Source organism: Anaerostipes rhamnosivorans (genome assembly GCF_005280655.1).
Lineage (GTDB): Bacteria > Bacillota > Clostridia > Lachnospirales > Lachnospiraceae > Anaerostipes > Anaerostipes rhamnosivorans.
In genome coordinates this window covers 3,242,968-3,258,817 of the sequence record NZ_CP040058.1, presented here as the reverse complement: position 1 = coordinate 3,258,817, position 15,850 = coordinate 3,242,968, and the positions used below count along the sequence as shown (strand labels likewise).

Annotated in this window: 24 protein-coding genes; 23 read left to right on the top strand and 1 reads right to left on the bottom strand. The window is 42.8% G+C overall.

The genetic code is table 11. The annotated features are described in order from the left end of the window. Position 1: 1 nt before the first annotated feature. Together AR1Y2_RS16110 and AR1Y2_RS16105 are read left to right on the top strand one after the other, a co-directional pair. The gene (locus AR1Y2_RS16110; protein ID WP_137329874.1) at positions 2 to 1,063 is read left to right on the top strand and encodes an NAD(P)H-dependent flavin oxidoreductase; all 1,062 of its coding nucleotides are present in this window, start codon (positions 2 to 4) and stop codon (positions 1,061 to 1,063) included. After that, the gene (locus AR1Y2_RS16105; protein ID WP_137329873.1) at positions 1,060 to 1,488 is read left to right on the top strand and encodes a hypothetical protein; all 429 of its coding nucleotides are present in this window, start codon (positions 1,060 to 1,062) and stop codon (positions 1,486 to 1,488) included. The genes AR1Y2_RS16110 and AR1Y2_RS16105 overlap by 4 nt, the downstream gene beginning before the upstream one ends. Positions 1,489 to 1,774: 286 nt before the next feature. On the opposite strand, the gene AR1Y2_RS16100 is transcribed toward AR1Y2_RS16105, so the two are convergent. Then, positions 1,775 to 2,536 (bottom strand): DeoR/GlpR family DNA-binding transcription regulator, encoded by a 762-nt coding sequence (locus AR1Y2_RS16100; protein WP_137329872.1) that lies wholly within the window; start codon positions 2,534 to 2,536, stop codon positions 1,775 to 1,777. Positions 2,537 to 2,776: 240 nt separating this feature from the next. On the opposite strand from AR1Y2_RS16100, the gene hxlB reads away from it, so the two are divergent. The 21 genes from hxlB (at position 2,777) to rplX (ending at position 15,842) form a co-directional block, all read left to right on the top strand. Beyond that, positions 2,777 to 3,340: a 6-phospho-3-hexuloisomerase gene (gene hxlB / locus AR1Y2_RS16095; protein ID WP_137329871.1), complete on the top strand. Its 564-nt coding sequence runs from the start codon at positions 2,777 to 2,779 to the stop codon at positions 3,338 to 3,340. Positions 3,341 to 3,363: 23 nt separating this feature from the next. Beyond that, positions 3,364 to 4,359: a dihydroxyacetone kinase subunit DhaK gene (locus tag AR1Y2_RS16090; protein ID WP_024729331.1), complete on the top strand. Its 996-nt coding sequence runs from the start codon at positions 3,364 to 3,366 to the stop codon at positions 4,357 to 4,359. A gap of 41 nt (positions 4,360 to 4,400) precedes the next feature. Next, a complete protein-coding gene (gene hxlA, locus AR1Y2_RS16085; RefSeq protein ID WP_137329870.1) occupies positions 4,401 to 5,027 on the top strand; it encodes a 3-hexulose-6-phosphate synthase in 627 nt (208 codons plus the stop codon). 29 nt (positions 5,028 to 5,056) lie between these two features. Continuing rightward, on the top strand, positions 5,057 to 5,698 hold the full coding sequence (gene dhaL, locus AR1Y2_RS16080) for a dihydroxyacetone kinase subunit DhaL (protein ID WP_137329869.1): 642 nt from the start codon (positions 5,057 to 5,059) through the stop codon (positions 5,696 to 5,698). A gap of 176 nt (positions 5,699 to 5,874) precedes the next feature. Next, positions 5,875 to 7,023 carry a hypothetical protein gene (locus tag AR1Y2_RS16075; RefSeq protein WP_137329868.1) on the top strand — a complete coding sequence of 383 codons (1,149 nt, stop codon included), beginning with the start codon at positions 5,875 to 5,877 and terminating at the stop codon, positions 7,021 to 7,023. Positions 7,024 to 7,052: 29 nt separating this feature from the next. Next, complete coding sequence (locus AR1Y2_RS16070) at positions 7,053 to 7,997, top strand: aldo/keto reductase (protein WP_137329867.1); 945 nt, start codon at positions 7,053 to 7,055, stop codon at positions 7,995 to 7,997. Between the two features lie 670 nt (positions 7,998 to 8,667). Continuing rightward, positions 8,668 to 8,970: a nucleotidyltransferase family protein gene (locus tag AR1Y2_RS16065; RefSeq protein WP_137329866.1), complete on the top strand. Its 303-nt coding sequence runs from the start codon at positions 8,668 to 8,670 to the stop codon at positions 8,968 to 8,970. Beyond that, the gene (locus AR1Y2_RS16060; protein WP_137329865.1) at positions 8,957 to 9,346 is read left to right on the top strand and encodes an HI0074 family nucleotidyltransferase substrate-binding subunit; all 390 of its coding nucleotides are present in this window, start codon (positions 8,957 to 8,959) and stop codon (positions 9,344 to 9,346) included. Before AR1Y2_RS16065 ends, AR1Y2_RS16060 begins: the two co-directional genes overlap by 14 nt. 375 nt (positions 9,347 to 9,721) lie before the next feature. Then, positions 9,722 to 10,042, top strand: a complete 321-nt coding sequence (gene rpsJ / locus AR1Y2_RS16055) for a 30S ribosomal protein S10 (RefSeq protein WP_009289945.1) — start codon at positions 9,722 to 9,724, stop codon at positions 10,040 to 10,042. A gap of 118 nt (positions 10,043 to 10,160) precedes the next feature. Further along, on the top strand, positions 10,161 to 10,790 hold the full coding sequence (gene rplC / locus AR1Y2_RS16050) for a 50S ribosomal protein L3 (protein WP_137329864.1): 630 nt from the start codon (positions 10,161 to 10,163) through the stop codon (positions 10,788 to 10,790). Between the two features lie 23 nt (positions 10,791 to 10,813). Then, positions 10,814 to 11,434, top strand: a complete 621-nt coding sequence (gene rplD, locus AR1Y2_RS16045) for a 50S ribosomal protein L4 (RefSeq protein ID WP_137329863.1) — start codon at positions 10,814 to 10,816, stop codon at positions 11,432 to 11,434. Then, a complete protein-coding gene (gene rplW, locus AR1Y2_RS16040) occupies positions 11,434 to 11,733 on the top strand; it encodes a 50S ribosomal protein L23 (RefSeq protein ID WP_137329862.1) in 300 nt (99 codons plus the stop codon). The genes rplD and rplW overlap by 1 nt, the downstream gene beginning before the upstream one ends. A gap of 249 nt (positions 11,734 to 11,982) precedes the next feature. Continuing rightward, positions 11,983 to 12,825: a 50S ribosomal protein L2 gene (gene rplB, locus AR1Y2_RS16035; protein ID WP_137329861.1), complete on the top strand. Its 843-nt coding sequence runs from the start codon at positions 11,983 to 11,985 to the stop codon at positions 12,823 to 12,825. A 16-nt stretch (positions 12,826 to 12,841) separates the two neighbouring features. Continuing rightward, entirely contained in the window at positions 12,842 to 13,123 is a 282-nt protein-coding gene (gene rpsS / locus AR1Y2_RS16030; RefSeq protein WP_137329860.1) for a 30S ribosomal protein S19, read from the top strand. Between the two features lie 33 nt (positions 13,124 to 13,156). Next, on the top strand, positions 13,157 to 13,546 hold the full coding sequence (gene rplV / locus AR1Y2_RS16025) for a 50S ribosomal protein L22 (protein ID WP_137329859.1): 390 nt from the start codon (positions 13,157 to 13,159) through the stop codon (positions 13,544 to 13,546). Positions 13,547 to 13,558: 12 nt separating this feature from the next. Then, complete coding sequence (gene rpsC / locus AR1Y2_RS16020; RefSeq protein ID WP_137329858.1) at positions 13,559 to 14,215, top strand: 30S ribosomal protein S3; 657 nt, start codon at positions 13,559 to 13,561, stop codon at positions 14,213 to 14,215. After that, positions 14,215 to 14,652: a 50S ribosomal protein L16 gene (gene rplP, locus AR1Y2_RS16015; protein WP_006568492.1), complete on the top strand. Its 438-nt coding sequence runs from the start codon at positions 14,215 to 14,217 to the stop codon at positions 14,650 to 14,652. Before rpsC ends, rplP begins: the two co-directional genes overlap by 1 nt. Further along, positions 14,642 to 14,845 (top strand): 50S ribosomal protein L29, encoded by a 204-nt coding sequence (gene rpmC / locus AR1Y2_RS16010; RefSeq protein WP_006568493.1) that lies wholly within the window; start codon positions 14,642 to 14,644, stop codon positions 14,843 to 14,845. Before rplP ends, rpmC begins: the two co-directional genes overlap by 11 nt. Before the next feature lie 20 nt (positions 14,846 to 14,865). Next, positions 14,866 to 15,120 carry a 30S ribosomal protein S17 gene (rpsQ, locus tag AR1Y2_RS16005; RefSeq protein ID WP_006568494.1) on the top strand — a complete coding sequence of 85 codons (255 nt, stop codon included), beginning with the start codon at positions 14,866 to 14,868 and terminating at the stop codon, positions 15,118 to 15,120. Between the two features lie 29 nt (positions 15,121 to 15,149). Next, positions 15,150 to 15,518 (top strand): 50S ribosomal protein L14, encoded by a 369-nt coding sequence (rplN, locus tag AR1Y2_RS16000; protein WP_137329857.1) that lies wholly within the window; start codon positions 15,150 to 15,152, stop codon positions 15,516 to 15,518. Between the two features lie 12 nt (positions 15,519 to 15,530). After that, positions 15,531 to 15,842 (top strand): 50S ribosomal protein L24, encoded by a 312-nt coding sequence (gene rplX / locus AR1Y2_RS15995; protein WP_137329856.1) that lies wholly within the window; start codon positions 15,531 to 15,533, stop codon positions 15,840 to 15,842. Positions 15,843 to 15,850 lie beyond the last annotated feature (8 nt).

The following is a 15,850-nucleotide window of genomic DNA, read 5'->3' as shown; positions in this document are numbered from 1 at the left end:
AATGGAAGTGAAACCATTAAAAATCGGGGATTTAGTTGCAAAAATCCCTATTATACAGGGAGGAATGGGCGTAGGTGTCAGTTTAAGTTCTCTTGCGGGGGCTGTTGCAAAAGAGGGCGGTATCGGGGTACTGTCCGCAGCTCAGATTGGATATGATGAGCCTGACTTTGAAAAGGACCCAGAAGGGGCCAACATGCGCGCCATGAAAAAACATATTAAAAAAGCTAGAGAGATCGCTCCCAACGGAATCATTGGCATTAACATTATGGTGGCTACCAGGCTGTATGCCAACTATGTCAAAGAAGCTATAGCTAATGGGATTGATCTGATCATCTCAGGCGCAGGCCTTCCGACAGAATTGCCTGCTTTGGCAAAAGGGAGCAAGACAAAGCTTGTTCCTATAGTTTCACCCAAAAAATCTGCCCGGGTGATCCTTAAGATGTGGGACAAAAAGCACCAGACAGCACCGGATGCTCTTCTGATCGAAGGGCCGAAAGCCGGAGGCCATCTGGGATTCAAATACGAGGAACTTGTAAACGATGAGACTTATGAAAACTATGACGATACGATCCAGGAGATCATCGACATGGTAAAGCCTTACGAAGAAAAGTATGAGAAGGAGATCCCGGTCATTGTAGCGGGAGGCATTTCTTCCAAAGAAGACATGGAACACTGTCTATCTATGGGGGCTTCTGGTGTGCAGATCGCCACTCCGTTTGTCACCACGGAAGAGTGTGACGCGCATATAAAGTACAAAGAGGCTTATATCAATTGCAAAAAAGAAGATATCACCATTGTTAAGAGCCCGGTGGGAATGCCGGGGCGTGCCATTAAGAATAAATTCATGGACATGGTCCAGAGAGAAGGCAGGATCAAGCCGAAGCACTGCTTCAACTGTATGTCTGCCTGCAATCCGGCTGAGACTGTTTACTGCATCACGGAACGGCTGATCGAGGCGGTAAAAGGAAACATTGATGACGGATTGATCTTCTGTGGGGCTGACGCCTGGAAGTGCAATAAGATCACAACAGTAAAGGACGTAATTGGAAGTTATTTAAGATGAGAAGAGAGAGAGAAAAAGAAAAACGTTATCTGTGGATCTTCATAGGCATAGCTGTGTTGATACATTTAATCCTCCAGAGCGATTTTGGGGATGACTTAATCTTTGGAGCACAGCTGGAACACAAAGCTGTCCTGCCGTGGCTGGTCCACAGGTATCACAGCCTGTCTTCCAGATTCTTGGTTGAGATCTCCATGGCGGCGGCGCTTAAAATGCCGGTTCTGCTCTGGAAGGCTTTAGATATCTTGGTCTGTATCCTGCTGGGTGCAGGACTGAATTATCTGCTGGACAACAAGGGGAAGTGTGCAATTTTCACCGCAGCGCTGCTCTGTGTATATCCATTTATGCATATGGGTTCTGCAGGATGGAGAGTTACCACAGCCAATTATCTCTGGCCTTTGGCCGCAGGGATCGGCTGTCATCTATAAAAGGATTGAGAAGGTCCGTTTTAGCTGGCTCCTGAATGCAGCCATTGTTTTTGGGGTTCTCATGAATCTGGGAGGTATCGTTATGCTCCAGATGAAATATTAAAAATTCATAGTAATCTAAAATCTCCGCAGAAGGATCGTTTGTCCTCTGCGGAGATTTTTTAGTTTTTGCATCTCAAAATTTGCATAGCGAGAGGTCAGCTCAATGAAAGTTCCCAGCGCTGCTATCAGTTTTATGATATCAATACCGATTCTGTCTATGTATGATGAAGCAGTGATAATATACTTACACCAGAACCACATCAGTCATTTCCTGTATGTTGCGCAGCACGTCCCCGGGAATATCTCCGTCGATGATCAAATGGTCGATATCATGCCAGCTTGTGTACTGGATCAGGGAAGATGCTTCGGCCTTGGAGCTGTCTGCGATCACCACATTGGTTCTGGCGTTCGGTATAATGGCCTGTTTTGTCTGGGCATCCTGAAAGTCTGATACAGCGGGACCTTTGTGCTGTTCAAAACCGTTGGTACCTAAGAATGCAATGTCAACCTTCAGTGAGTTAATCAGACTGGTAGCCTGGAAGCCCTCGGCTGCCATGCTGTTTGGATTCAGCATGCCGCCGGTAAGAATCACCTTATTGTTGCTGTGAACCAAGGCATAAGCAGCCTCCAGTGAAGTGGTCACAATGGTGTAGCCGGATTTCTTGCTCAGCATTCCTGCCAGGCAGAAGATGGTGCTTCCGGAGTCCAGGAAAATCACATTGCCATCCTCGATGAACTCCATGGCCCGTTCGCACAGCTTTTCTTTCAGCGGGACCTTCTCCCTGACCCTGGACTCCCACGGCAGAGGTTTTAGTTCATAGACAGAAGTGGCCCCGCCGTGGCTTTTCTTTACCGCTCCTATTTCATTTAGATGTAGTAAATCCCGCCGGATCGTTTCTCTGGATACCTGGAACTGTTTCGCAAGCTGGCTGATCTTTACGCTCCCATTGCTGTTTAGCAGCCTTATGATTTCTTTTTGGCGTTCTGCCGCGATTAATTTGCCCATGCTGTGTCTCCTTTGTAGATCAAACTATAATAAGTTTTCTTACTTGAACTATTTTAGAAATAGTTTACATCATTTTGATTATGAAGTCAAATTTATACAACACAAAAAACTGCAAAACTGCAAAAAAAGCAAAATATCATGTTGACATTGTTGGGATGTGAATCTATAATGAAAGCATAAAGCAACAAAAAGCCACAATTAAAAAACATATTGCCACATGTCAAGGAAAAGGAGAATATCATGGAAGCAGTCAATTTAAAGATAATCACGGATGAACTGTCAAAGTTTTCAGGGATGGTCAAAGAAGAAGAAATCCAGGGTCTGGCAGATGAGATCAAGAAAGCAAACAAGATCTTCCTGGCAGGAGCAGGTCGTTCGGGACTGGCAGCAAGAGGATTTACCAACCGTTTATTACATATGGGATTTGACGTGCATTTTGTAGGAGAGATCTCTTGTCCGCCGATCAAAGAAGGAGACCTGATCGTCCTCGGATCTGGCTCAGGAACAACGCAGAGTCTGATCGTCATGGGTGAAAAGGCAAAGAAGGTTGGAGCAAGAATCGCTACTGTGACTATGTTTCCTACACATACCATCGGACAGATGGCAGATGTGATCGTGACAGTGCCTGGATCTACTCCGAAGAAAGCAGAAGGAGAAAAGAATCTGGCAGAATCCAATCAGCCAATGGGAAATCTGTTTGAGCAGATGAGCTGGCTGACCTATGACAGCATTATCATGAATCTTATGAGCGACCTGGGACAGACAAGCGAAGAGATGATGGGAAGACATACAAATTTAGAATAGGAATCTAAAAAGGAGGAAGAACATTGCAGAGATTTGTAAATAATCCGGATTACATTGTAGAGGATATGGTCAAAGGCTTTCTGAAGGCCCATGACGATTTGATTGTTAAAAATGAAAAAAATGACCGCGTTGTCCAATATAAAAACGCTCCGGTAGAAGGCAAAGTCGGCTTGGTCACCGGAGGCGGAAGCGGACATGAGCCTGCGTTCCTTGGATACGTAGGAGAAAATATGATGGATGCGGTAGCTGTGGGAGAGGTATTTTCTTCTCCGTCTGCCCAGGCATTTTATGACGCGTTCATGGCAGCGGACTCTGGAAAAGGTGTTGCCTGCCTGTTCGGAAACTATGCCGGCGACAATATGAATGTAAAAATGGCCATACGCAAAGCAAAGAAACAGGGAGTCACTGTAAAATATGTGACAGCAACGGACGATGTGGCATCTTCTCCGAAAGAGACAAAAGAAAAACGCCACGGAATCGCAGGTGGTGTCTTCATGTGGAAGGTTGGAGGCGCTAAGGCGGCTAAGGGAGCAGACCTGGACGAAGTCATCGCTACAGCGCAAAAGGCAGTGGACAACACGAGAAGTATCTGTGTGGGACTGAGCCCGTGTGCAATCCCGGCAGTGGGCCATCCGAACTTTGACATCAAAGAGGGGGATATGGAATTTGGTATCGGCCATCACGGTGAGCCAGGGATCAATGTCCAGAAACTAAAACCAGCCAAGGAAATTGCCAATGATATGGCAAAAGCAGTCATTGATGACCTGGAGCCTGCTGACGGTGATGAAGTGGCAGTGCTTTTGTCCGGATTGGGAGCTACACCGATCATGGAACTGTATGTGCTCTACGATGAGATTGAAGCATACCTGAAAGAGCAGGGGCTTTCCATATATAAAGTACTGATCGGTGACTATGTGACCTCACTTGATATGAATGGTGCGGCTCTTACTGTGATGAAGCTGGATGAGGAGTTAAAAGAGCTGCTTGACTATGATGCCAAAGCGCCAGGTTTAAAATAAATTTATTGACAATGTTAATCATTTAGGAAAGGAATCCAATTATGAAATTACAGTTAGCATTAGACGAAATGCCGTTAGTAGACGCCTTGAGATTTGCAGATAAGGTAGCAGAGCACGTTGATATCATTGAGATCGGAACTCCATTTGTTATGGATGAGGGAATGCGCGGAGTGCGTGAGTTCCACCGTTTCTTCCCCGACAAAGAAATCCTTGCGGACTTAAAAATCATGGACGGAGGATATCTTGAGGCAAGCTATGCGTATGAAGCTGGGGCAGCTTACGCAACGATCCTTGGAGTGTCTGACAACCTGACAATTGAAGGAGCTTTGAAGGCTGCCAGAGATTTTGAAAGGAAGCTTGTGGTAGACATGATCTGCGTAGAAGATCTCCCAAGCAGGATCGCAAAGATGGAAGAGATCGGCGTTGACATCCTGGCAGTACATACCGGAGCTGACCAGCAGGCAGCGGGAAGAGAACCGATTGAGGATCTCAAAGTTATGACAGAAAATGCAAAAAAGGCACAGATCGCCGTAGCCGGAGGAATCAATAGTAAAACTATTGACAAATATGTAGCATTAAAACCGGAGATTATCATCGTAGGTTCTGCTATTGGTCATGCAGAGGATCCTGTAGCGGAAGCAAAAGCAATCAAAGACGCAATGTTGTAAAATAATATAAAAGTGATGAGGTGAGAACGATGACTAGTTTTAAAAATGCCGAAGCAGGTTTGATCGTTGACCAGCTGATCAAGACTATCCAGGAACAGAGAGATTATCTGAGTGAGATTGACGGTAAGATCGGGGATGGGGACCACGGTATTAACATGAATAAAGGCTTTACAATGTGTGAAGAAAAGTTAAGCCATATGACATATAATCTGAGTGAAGCTTTGTCAACCCTTGGTGAGACATTGTTAGACGACATCGGAGGTTCTATGGGACCGCTGTACGGCATGCTGTTTGATGAAATGGCCATGGCCTGCGAAGACGCAGAAGATATAGACGCAGAAGTCTTCGGTGAGATGCTGGTCAATGCGGTAGAGGGTATCCAGGAGATCAGTCCGGCAAAAGTCGGAGATAAATCACTGATTGATACCCTGGTCCCTGCCAAGGAAGCCTTTATCGCGGCAAAAGAAGAAGGAAAAGAATTTGTACAGTGTCTGGAAGCAATGAATGATGCGGCCGAAAAGGGATGGCAGTCAACAAAGGATCTTGTGGCAAAGATCGGCCGGGCAAGCCGGCTGGGAGAGCGCTCCAGAGGTGTTCTGGACGCAGGTGCCACCAGCTGTTACTTCATTGTGACGGGTATCGGAAAAGCAGCAATCGGGCTGCTCAAATAAATTTGCCTGAAATATACAATGTGAGAGATTGAGGGATTTCTTAACTAGGAAAGGCTGTCATTCCGGAGATACCGGCGGACAGCCTTTTGTAGTAGAAAGCAAATGTATTTCCTCTGGGTTATGCTATAATATTAGTATAAGAAACTAAAAATACAATCAATCTGGAGGTGTTGCATATGTGGGGTTGGAGAAAACGGTGGACCGCCTGCCTGATGGCCTGTTTGATCGCAGCAGGAACTATGGGCAGCGGCACGGTAAAAAGCGCAGCGGCAGAACAGACAAAAGATGAAGAGGAGAGACAATACAATCTTTCTGAGTTAAAGGTTAGTGGGTATCCGAATTGGCAGATTGCAAATGCGGTGACGGATGAGTTTGCCCCAGTGTATGAGCCGTCCTATCATACCAACGATAGAATGGTAAAACTTCAAGTAAAAGACAGTGGAATGCTGAATGTAGAAATCACACCATGGAGCGACGAAAAAGCAGTTTCTGTGGCTGCTGTGTATGATGGCAGCAAAAAGTTTATAACAAATACATGGAAAGATGGCGACAGACAAATATACAGAAAAACATATGTGAAGGAGGGGGACATCTTTTATGTAAAACTCCCTCAAAGCAAGAAGTCCTATACAATTAAGGCAGCTGTTCTTTACAATGCAAAGAAAATCAAGTCAGGGCCAGATGAGACAACGATTTTAGGTGAGGGAGGAAAATGTTACAGAACCTTTCAGCTAAGAAAGAAAAGTATTGTAACATTTGCATATGGCTGTCTGATTCCCGATGCGGGGAATGTTTCTGCTTATGTTCAAAAAAAGACAGGAACAAAATGGAAGAGAACCGGGGCAAAAATGAAGCTGGCTTTTAGCGGGAAAGAATTTACATACGGTCTTCGGAAGGGAAAATACCGTCTTGTATTTCAGATGCCTAAAACGCAGGCACTTATTTTTGATTACGATACGCAGGGATCATTTTACAATGGTAAGTATGGAATCAAAAAGTCTTCGGCCAAGGACTTAAAGAAGGTGGAGGGCTATAAAGCGTACATGGCAGATCAGATGTTCACAGACAAGACAGAGAAGGCTAGATGGTACCGCTATAAAAAGAAGGCGAAGAAGAAACAGGAGTTATACCTGTATAGTGCGGGAAACAGTGGGAAAGTAAAGTTTACGATTTATAGACGTGGAAGAAAGAAGACGTGGAAAAAGATAAGCCTTCATAATGCATCAAAGAAATATAAACTTCCCAAAGGGAAAGGAACTTATTATATAAAAGTCAGCAAAAGCAGCAAGAAGATGAATGGTTCATATGAAATGATTGCGGAATAATCGGTGTTTTTTTTAAAGGAGGAAGACGGATGATACCAACAAGAAGGCTGAGTAATGGGATTGAAATGCCGTATTTGGGATTCGGAACATGGAAGCTTAAGGGGGAAGAATGCTCCCGTCTGGTAGAGTATGCATTGAAAACAGGCTATACGGCCATTGATACAGCGCAGGTTTATGTAAACGAGGAGGCAGTGGGAGAGGGTATCCGCCGCTCCGGAAAGAAAAGAGATGAGTTCTTTGTCACATCCAAGGTCAGAAACCGTTTCCAGGGTTATGATCATACTCTCTATGCAGTAGAAGCGTCTCTTAAAAGGTTTGGTCTGGAGCAGCTGGACTTGTTTTTAGTCCACTGGCCAGGAGAAGATATGTATGTTCCAACATGGAAGGCCCTGGTCCGCATGTATGAGGAAGGGCTGCTTCGCGCAGTGGGCGCCAGTAACTTTTTCCCTGAGCACTTAGAGGTGTGCGCCCAGGAGACAGGAATTATGCCTATGGTAAATCAAATTGAGCTGCATCCATATCTTCAACAGCATGAGATATTGGATTATTGTAGTGAGCATGATATTTTTCCAGTTGCATGGAGTCCTCTGATGGCGGGAGGAGAGAGCCGGAAGGATGCAAAGACGGTAAAACAGGAGGATATTGCAGAACCTGTAGAAAACCCTATGAAGGACCCGGTGATCGTTCAGATTGCTAAGAACCATAAAAAGACACCGGCCCAGGTGATCCTTCATTGGCATGTGCAGAACGGATTCGGTGTGGTACCGAAGTCCTCAAATGAGGAACGAATCCGGCAGAACATGGAGATTTTTGATTTTGAACTTTCTGATGAAGAAATGAAGCAGATGCAGAAGCTTACGGACAGACAGTACCGTGTAGGAGACGATCCGAGGACTTACCGTTTTCCGCTGCTGGATGAGATGATTGCAGCGGGAAATGAACCAGAGAGAGACAGGTTCGGGAATTACATGTAAGAAAACGAGAAAAGAAGGACGGGTGTACCGTCCTTCTGATAATTGCAGAGATATGAGTCTGTTTTATATAATGTGTATTAGTTTAGCTTTTTACAATCCCTGCCTAACAAGCTACTTAAATTTATAGTATTTTACTGTATAATTCTGATCCATATAATTCATACCTTTTGAGGAAATATTCCAAGTACATATGACCTTAATATTTTTGGCGAGATATCTTTTTTGGGAGCCATTTCGCTTACAACGGATGACATCTACAAGAAAGCCTTTTTTGAGCGTTTTTTTATAGTTTGAATAATATAAAGTTTTTCCGCGGACCGTATAATTTGCACATTTGGAAATTGTTTTAACTTTATCATTTTTTGTGAATAAAAACCTAAGAGGCTGTCCGCCATAGGCGTCTCCTGAATATGGGTCTAAATATAGGTAATTGCCAGAGCGCGTTGTCGAAGTGACATTCTTTGCAAGCTGTTTTATTTTTTTGTTTTCATAACATTAGACCACCCTTCCTTACTTCTTATAATTATACGATTTTTTGGGTGATTATCCAAGTTATTAATTGTAAAACTACAGACAATGATAAATTGCATACCTCAAATAGATATGCTACATTTATTCTAGATAAAAGTAGTCAAACCAAAAAGAAAAATTAGAAATAGGAACAAAATATATGGATATCATTGATACTAGTGGAATAAAGAAAATAGTATTTGAAGAGATCAGAGATCTGGCAGAAGATTACGGCGTTAAAAAGGTTATTTTATTCGGCTCCCGTGCCCGTGGGGATTACTACGAGAAAAGTGACATTGATCTGGCAGTGTGCGGCGGAGACACAAATCGGTTTACACTTGCAGTGGATGAGGAGACTTCTACTCTGTTGATGTATGATGTAGTGGATTTGGGCCTGCCGGTTCAACAGGAATTGAAAGATAAGATCTTTGAAGAAGGGGTAGTGATCTATGAAAAAGTTTGAAAACTTCTGCAGGGCGGCAGAGAATCTGGAAGATATATATAAATATAAAGAGCCATATGACAACGTTGTTCTCACTGGTTTGGTAGGACTCTATGAGATTTGTTTTGAACAGTCGTGGAAAGCAATCGAAGAAGTTCTATATGAAAATGGAATCAAAGAAGCGGCTACAGGTTCGCCACGCAGTATTATAAAACTGGCTTACAGTGTAGCACTGATAAAGGATCAAGAGGTGTGGCTGGAGGCGCTGGTCTCCAGAAATAATGTTGCTCATGCATACAATTATGCTATCGCCATGGACATTGTCAAGAAGACAAAAGAGAAGCATGTTGATATGTTTGGTGAACTGAGAGAAGAAATGAAAGAAAACTGGATTTAGATGTATTTCTTCTATATTATATAAGTAAAAGAAAAAACTTTGACCAATTTAGAAACTTTACAGCCAGGTATTCCAAAAAAAACAAAAAAAGCCTTGCAATACCTTGGATATTCGTATATAATCAAATCGTTGTGACCTTGATAGCGGTGAAGCGTGAGGTTGCTGTACCGGCAAAAGCCGGCGCAGGTTTTCCGTGGAGCGAATGTCAAGTTGTTAAAACTGGCGACAAGTCACTGTACGAATATTACAATCTATTTTTATAATATAAAGATAGAGACGCAGTGTGTAAATCTTACGATACACACGGAGGAGTGTACAGTCACCACTTGTCGTGCTACAAGAAATTTATAGTGCGAAAAGGAGGCGGCTTTTTTTATGGCAGCAAGTCAAGTAATGAGAATTACATTAAAAGCGTATGATCATCAATTAATCGATGCATCAGCAAAGAGTATCATCGAAACAGTGAAGAAAACAGGATCTAAGGTGAGCGGACCGGTACCGATGCCGACAAAGAAGGAAGTAGTTACCATCATCCGTGCCGTACACAAGTACAAAGATTCCAGAGAGCAGTTCGAGCAGAGAACTCACAAGAGATTGATTGACATCATCACACCAACACAGAAGACAGTCGATGCGTTATCTAAATTAGAAGTACCGGCTGGTGTTTACATCGATATTAAGATGAAAACCAAATAGGAAGTTATCCCGCAGGGTTATGAACAAATAAGGAATCCCCTTAAGCTTTCATAGCGTCTAGGATGATTTTAACGTCAAGCGTTATAATCCGCTGTAGATTAAATAGGAGGAAATATCAATGAAAAAAGCGATTTTAACAACAAAAGTCGGAATGACTCAGATCTTTAATGAAGACGGAGTTTTAACACCGGTTACTGTACTGCAGGCTGGGCCTTGTGTCGTTACTCAGGTAAAGACAGAAGAAAATGATGGCTACGAAGCAGTTCAGGTTGGATTTGCAGACAAGAAAGAAAAAGCTGCGAACAAACCGGAAAAGGGACACTTCGACAAAGCAGGTGTTACACCGAAAAAATTCGTGAGAGAATTCAGATTTGAAAATGCTTCTGAATACACTGTAGGTCAGGAAATCAAAGCTGACATTTTCGAAGCAGGAGATAAAATCGATGCAACTGCTACATCCAAAGGTAAAGGATATGCAGGTGGTATCAAACGTCACGGTTTAAGTACTGGTCCTAAGACACATGGTTCTAAGTATCACCGTCATGCAGGTTCCAATGGTATGGCTTCTGATCCTAGCAAAGTTTTCAAAGGAAAGAAAATGCCAGGACAGATGGGTTCTGAAAGAGTTACCATCCAGAATCTTGAAGTAGTAAAGGTTGATGCAGAAAAAAACATTATTTTGGTAAAGGGTGCTGTACCAGGACCTAAGAAATCTTTAGTAATGTTAAAAGAATCAGTGAAGGCGTAGGCCTAGGGAAGGAGGACAAACAGATGGCAGAAGTATCTGTGTTAAACATGGAAGGAAATGAAGTTGAGAAATTAAATCTTAACGACAGCATCTTCGGTGTTGAAATAAATGAGCATTTAGTGCATTTGGCAGTTGTAAGCCAGTTAGCAAATAACCGTCAGGGTACACAGAGCGCGAAGACACGTTCAGAAGTACGCGGCGGCGGAAGAAAACCTTGGAGACAGAAAGGTACCGGTCATGCAAGACAGGGATCTATCAGAGCTCCACAGTGGACAGGCGGAGGAGTTGTATTTGCTCCGAAACCAAGAGAATATTCTAAGAAGTTAAATAAGAAAGAAAGAAGATTAGCGTTAAAATCTGCTTTAACTTCCAGAGTGAATGAAAATAAGTTCATCGTAGTAGATGAGTTCAAATTTGAAGATGTAAAGACAAAGAATGTTGCAAACATGTTAAACAACTTAAATGTAAAAAAAGCATTGGTTATCATGGGAGATAAGAACGACAACTTAATCTTATCCGCAAGAAACATTCCTGGAGTAAAAACTGCCCTTACAAGCACAATCAATGTGTATGATATCTTAAAGTATGATACCGTTGTTGTTTCCAAAGAAGCAGTAGCAAATATCGAGGAGGTGTACGCATAATGGCAGACATCAAATATTATGACGTTATCTTAAAGCCGATTGTAACTGAAAAAAGTATGAATGCAATGGCAGAAAAAAAATACACTTTCTTAGTTCATCCATCTGCAACAAAATCTCAGATCAAAGAAGCAGTGGAAAAAATGTTCGAGGGAACAAAGGTTGCAAAAGTCAACACAATGAACTACGACGGAAAAACAAAAAGACGTGGAATGACTTTTGGTAAGACCGCTAAGACAAAGAAAGCGATCGTACAGTTGACAGAAGAAAGCGCAGATATTGAGATCTTCGAGGGGCTATAAGACTCAGCGAAAATGAGTGCAGCGAAGTTTGAGCGCTAAGTCGGGCCCCGTTCGGAGGAACTTAATGAGGGCAAGCCGAAGGCGCAGTGCGAATTTAGTGAACCGAACTTCCTTAGCCGTTACCGAGACTCAGTGAAGCCGAGCCGCAGGCGAAAGCTGAACGCTAGTCGAGTGTAACTACCTTATATATCTTATGAAGCTATACGCAACAAAAGCGTGATATTAAATTGGAATTGAAAGGAGAAAGACATGGGAATCAAGACATATAACCCATATACACCTTCCAGAAGACATATGACCGGGTTAGATTTTACAGAAGTGACTAAGACCACTCCTGAAAAATCTCTGACAACTTCTTTAAAGAAGACAGCCGGACGTAATAATCAGGGTAAAATTACAGTAAGACACCGCGGAGGCGGAGTCAGAAGAAAATATAGAATCATCGACTTCAAGAGAAGAAAAGATGGTATTCCGGCAACCGTAACAGCCATCGAATACGATCCGAACAGAACAGCAAACATCGCATTATTGACTTATGCAGATGGTGAAAAAGCTTATATTATCGCACCGAACAAATTAGCTGTAGGCGCTACAGTTATGAACGGTCCGGATGCTGAAATCAAAGTTGGAAACTGCTTACCTATGGCAAACATTCCGGTTGGTACAGAAATCCACAACATTGAGATGTATCCTGGAAAAGGCGGACAGTTAGTTCGTTCCGCAGGTAACTCCGCTCAGCTTATGGCGAAAGAAGGAAAGTATGCAACCCTTCGTCTTCCGTCAGGAGAGATGAGAATGGTACCTGTTGTGTGCAGAGCTACCATCGGCCAGGTTGGAAACATCGAACATGACCTCGTAAACATCGGTAAAGCGGGACGTAAACGCCATATGGGATTCCGTCCTACAGTCCGCGGTTCTGTTATGAACCCTAATGACCATCCGCACGGTGGTGGTGAAGGAAAGACTGGAATCGGCCGTCCGGGTCCGTGTACACCTTGGGGTAAACCGGCACTTGGTTTGAAGACACGTAAGAAACATAAACAGTCTAACAAGATGATCATTAGAAGAAGAGACGGTAAAAACGTTAAATAGTTTAAGGAGGTAACTTATGGCTCGCTCACTGAAAAAAGGACCATTTGCGGATGCAAGCTTATTGAAAAAAGTTGATGCAATGAACGAAGCTGGAGACAAAAATGTCATTAAGACATGGTCCCGCCGTTCCACAATTTTCCCTTCCTTTGTAGGGCATACAATCGCTGTACATGACGGAAGAAAGCATGTACCTGTATATGTAACAGAGGATATGGTCGGACACAAGCTCGGAGAGTTTGTTGCGACAAGAACATTCCGTGGTCATACAAAAGCAGAGAAAAAATCAGGAATTAGATAATAGATAGAGGAATGGAAGGAGGTTTCACAATCCATGGCTAAGAAATACAGCAGATCTCAGTACAAAAAAGAAAGAAATGCACAAAAAGATACGAGACCTAGCGCTACCTTATCCAACGCCAGAGTGTCAGTTACAAAGGCATGTTTCGTATTGGATGCGATCAGAGGTAAGAGCGTTCAGGAAGCACTTGGTATCTTGTTATATAACCCAAGATATGCATCAAGTTTAATTGAAAAATTATTAAAGTCTGCAATCGCCAACGCAGAAAATAATAATGGAATGAATCCGGAAGACCTTTATGTTGCAGAATGTTATGCAAACAAAGGACCAACAATGAAAAGAGTTAAACCTCGGGCACAGGGAAGGGCATACAGAATCGAACACCGTATGAGCCATATCACAGTTGTGCTTGACGAAAGATAGAAGGAGGCAATAATGGGACAGAAAGTTAATCCTCATGGTTTAAGAGTTGGTATTATCAAAGACTGGGATTCCAGATGGTATGCAGAAAGCGATTTTGCAGATAACCTGGTTGAAGATGATAAGATCAGAAAATATGTGAAGAAAAAATTATACAATGCCGGAATCTCCAGAATCGAAATCGAGAGAGCTTCTGACAGAGTAAAATTGATTGTTTATACAGCAAAACCTGGAGTAGTGATCGGAAAAGGCGGATCTGCCATTGAAGAACTCAAAAAAGAACTCCAGAAGATGACAGACAAGAAGCTGCTCATCGACGTAAAAGAAGTAAAAAGACCGGACAAAGACGCACAGTTAGTTGCAGAAAATATCGCACAGCAGTTAGAGAACCGTATCTCTTTCAGAAGAGCTATGAAGTCCTGTATGCAGAGAACGATGAGATCCGGAGCACAGGGAATCAAAACATCCGTATCCGGACGTTTAGGCGGAGCTGACATGGCCCGTACAGAATTCTACAGCGAGGGAACCATTCCTCTTCAGACACTCCGTGCTGACATCGATTATGGATTTGCAGAAGCAGACACAACTTATGGTAAAGTCGGAGTTAAGACTTGGATCTACCATGGTGAAGTTCTTCCGACGAAAGAAAAGCAGGAAGGGGGAAATAAATAATGTTAATGCCTAAGAGAGTAAAACGCCGTAAACAGTTCCGCGGAAGCATGCGCGGAAAAGCTACTCGCGGTAATAAGATCACTTACGGAGAATTCGGTATCGTGGCAACAGAGCCGGCTTGGATCAGATCCAACCAGATCGAGGCAGCCCGTGTCGCTATGACCCGTTACATCAAGCGTGGTGGTAAGGTTTGGATCAAGATTTTCCCTGATAAGCCAGTGACAGCACAGCCTGCTGAAACTCGAATGGGTAAAGGTAAAGGTAACTTGGAATACTGGGTAGCAGTTGTAAAACCAGGACGTGTTATGTTTGAGATTTCTGGTGTAAGCGAAGAAGTCGCAAGAGAAGCTTTACGTCTTGCTGTTCATAAACTACCTGTGAAGTGTAAAATTGTTTCTCGTGAAGCTTTAGAAGGCGGTGACAACAGTGAAAACTAAAGAATTTGTAAAAGAGTTAAATAATAAATCTATCGATGAATTAAACAAAGAGCTAGTAGCTGCGAAAAAAGAATTATTCAACTTAAGATTCCAGAATGCAACAAATCAACTTGAGAACACAAGCAGAATCAAAGAAGTTAGAAGAAACATCGCTCGTATCCAGGGAGCGATTACAGCAAAGGCTAACGCTTAAATCGAAAGGAGGAATTTGTTGTGGAAAGAAATTTAAGAAAAACCCGTGTCGGGAAAGTTGTAAGCGATAAAATGGATAAGACAATCGTAGTTGCGATCGAAGATAACGTAAAACATCCATTATATAAGAAAATCGTAAAGAGAACTTACAAGTTAAAAGCTCATGACGAAAATAATGAATGCCGTATTGGAGACAGAGTAAAAGTTATGGAAACAAGACCTCTCTCTAAGGATAAGAGATGGAGACTTGTGGAAGTAGTCGAAAAAGCGAAATAGGATTGTTCCATTAGGAAAGGAGAAACAGCATGATTCAACAGGAGTCAAGACTTAGAGTGGCTGACAACACTGGAGCAAAAGAAATCCTTTGCATCAGAGTGTTAGGTGGATCCACTAGAAGATATGCTAACATCGGCGATGTTATTGTAGCTACGGTCAAAGATGCAACACCAGGTGGCGTTGTAAAAAAGGGTGATGTAGTAAGAGCCGTTGTTGTTCGTACGAAAAAAGGTGCCCGCCGTAAAGACGGATCTTATATTAGATTTGATGAGAACGCTGCAGTTATTATCAAAGAGGATATGAACCCAAGAGGAACTCGTATCTTTGGACCAGTGGCAAGAGAGCTCAGAGACAAAAAATTCATGAAGATTGTTTCATTAGCACCAGAAGTATTATAAGGAGGAAACACTGTGTCAGGAATTAGAATTAAAAAAGGCGATCTTGTGAAAGTCATCGCTGGAAAAGATAAGGGTAAAGAAGGCAAAGTTGTTGCAATCAACCACAAGAAGAATACTGTTATCGTTGAAGGTGCTAATATGCTCACAAAACATACAAAACCTAGCGTACAGAACCAGCAGGGTGGAATTGTAACAGAGGAAGGCCCGATTCATATTTCCAATGTGATGTTCGTGCATAACGGAAAAGCTACAAAGATCGGTTACAAAGTAGAAGATGGTAAAAAAGTCCGCGTTGCCAAAGCAAGCGGAGAAGTGATTGACTAATAAGGAGA

Coding starts and splice junctions, on each gene's coding strand:
- rplB (WP_137329861.1), top strand. CDS start 11,983: ATGGGAATCAAGACATATAACCCATATACACCTTCCAGAAGACATATG.
- rplD (WP_137329863.1), top strand. CDS start 10,814: ATGGCAGAAGTATCTGTGTTAAACATGGAAGGAAATGAAGTTGAGAAA.
- rplC (WP_137329864.1), top strand. CDS start 10,161: ATGAAAAAAGCGATTTTAACAACAAAAGTCGGAATGACTCAGATCTTT.
- dhaL (WP_137329869.1), top strand. CDS start 5,057: ATGACTAGTTTTAAAAATGCCGAAGCAGGTTTGATCGTTGACCAGCTG.
- rpsJ (WP_009289945.1), top strand. CDS start 9,722: ATGGCAGCAAGTCAAGTAATGAGAATTACATTAAAAGCGTATGATCAT.
- rplP (WP_006568492.1), top strand. CDS start 14,215: ATGTTAATGCCTAAGAGAGTAAAACGCCGTAAACAGTTCCGCGGAAGC.
- rpsS (WP_137329860.1), top strand. CDS start 12,842: ATGGCTCGCTCACTGAAAAAAGGACCATTTGCGGATGCAAGCTTATTG.
- hxlA (WP_137329870.1), top strand. CDS start 4,401: ATGAAATTACAGTTAGCATTAGACGAAATGCCGTTAGTAGACGCCTTG.
- AR1Y2_RS16065 (WP_137329866.1), top strand. CDS start 8,668: ATGGATATCATTGATACTAGTGGAATAAAGAAAATAGTATTTGAAGAG.
- AR1Y2_RS16110 (WP_137329874.1), top strand. CDS start 2: ATGGAAGTGAAACCATTAAAAATCGGGGATTTAGTTGCAAAAATCCCT.
- AR1Y2_RS16100 (WP_137329872.1), bottom strand. CDS start 2,536: ATGGGCAAATTAATCGCGGCAGAACGCCAAAAAGAAATCATAAGGCTG.
- rplV (WP_137329859.1), top strand. CDS start 13,157: ATGGCTAAGAAATACAGCAGATCTCAGTACAAAAAAGAAAGAAATGCA.
- hxlB (WP_137329871.1), top strand. CDS start 2,777: ATGGAAGCAGTCAATTTAAAGATAATCACGGATGAACTGTCAAAGTTT.
- AR1Y2_RS16060 (WP_137329865.1), top strand. CDS start 8,957: ATGAAAAAGTTTGAAAACTTCTGCAGGGCGGCAGAGAATCTGGAAGAT.
- rpsC (WP_137329858.1), top strand. CDS start 13,559: ATGGGACAGAAAGTTAATCCTCATGGTTTAAGAGTTGGTATTATCAAA.
- AR1Y2_RS16075 (WP_137329868.1), top strand. CDS start 5,875: ATGTGGGGTTGGAGAAAACGGTGGACCGCCTGCCTGATGGCCTGTTTG.
- AR1Y2_RS16070 (WP_137329867.1), top strand. CDS start 7,053: ATGATACCAACAAGAAGGCTGAGTAATGGGATTGAAATGCCGTATTTG.
- AR1Y2_RS16105 (WP_137329873.1), top strand. CDS start 1,060: ATGAGAAGAGAGAGAGAAAAAGAAAAACGTTATCTGTGGATCTTCATA.
- rplN (WP_137329857.1), top strand. CDS start 15,150: ATGATTCAACAGGAGTCAAGACTTAGAGTGGCTGACAACACTGGAGCA.
- rplW (WP_137329862.1), top strand. CDS start 11,434: ATGGCAGACATCAAATATTATGACGTTATCTTAAAGCCGATTGTAACT.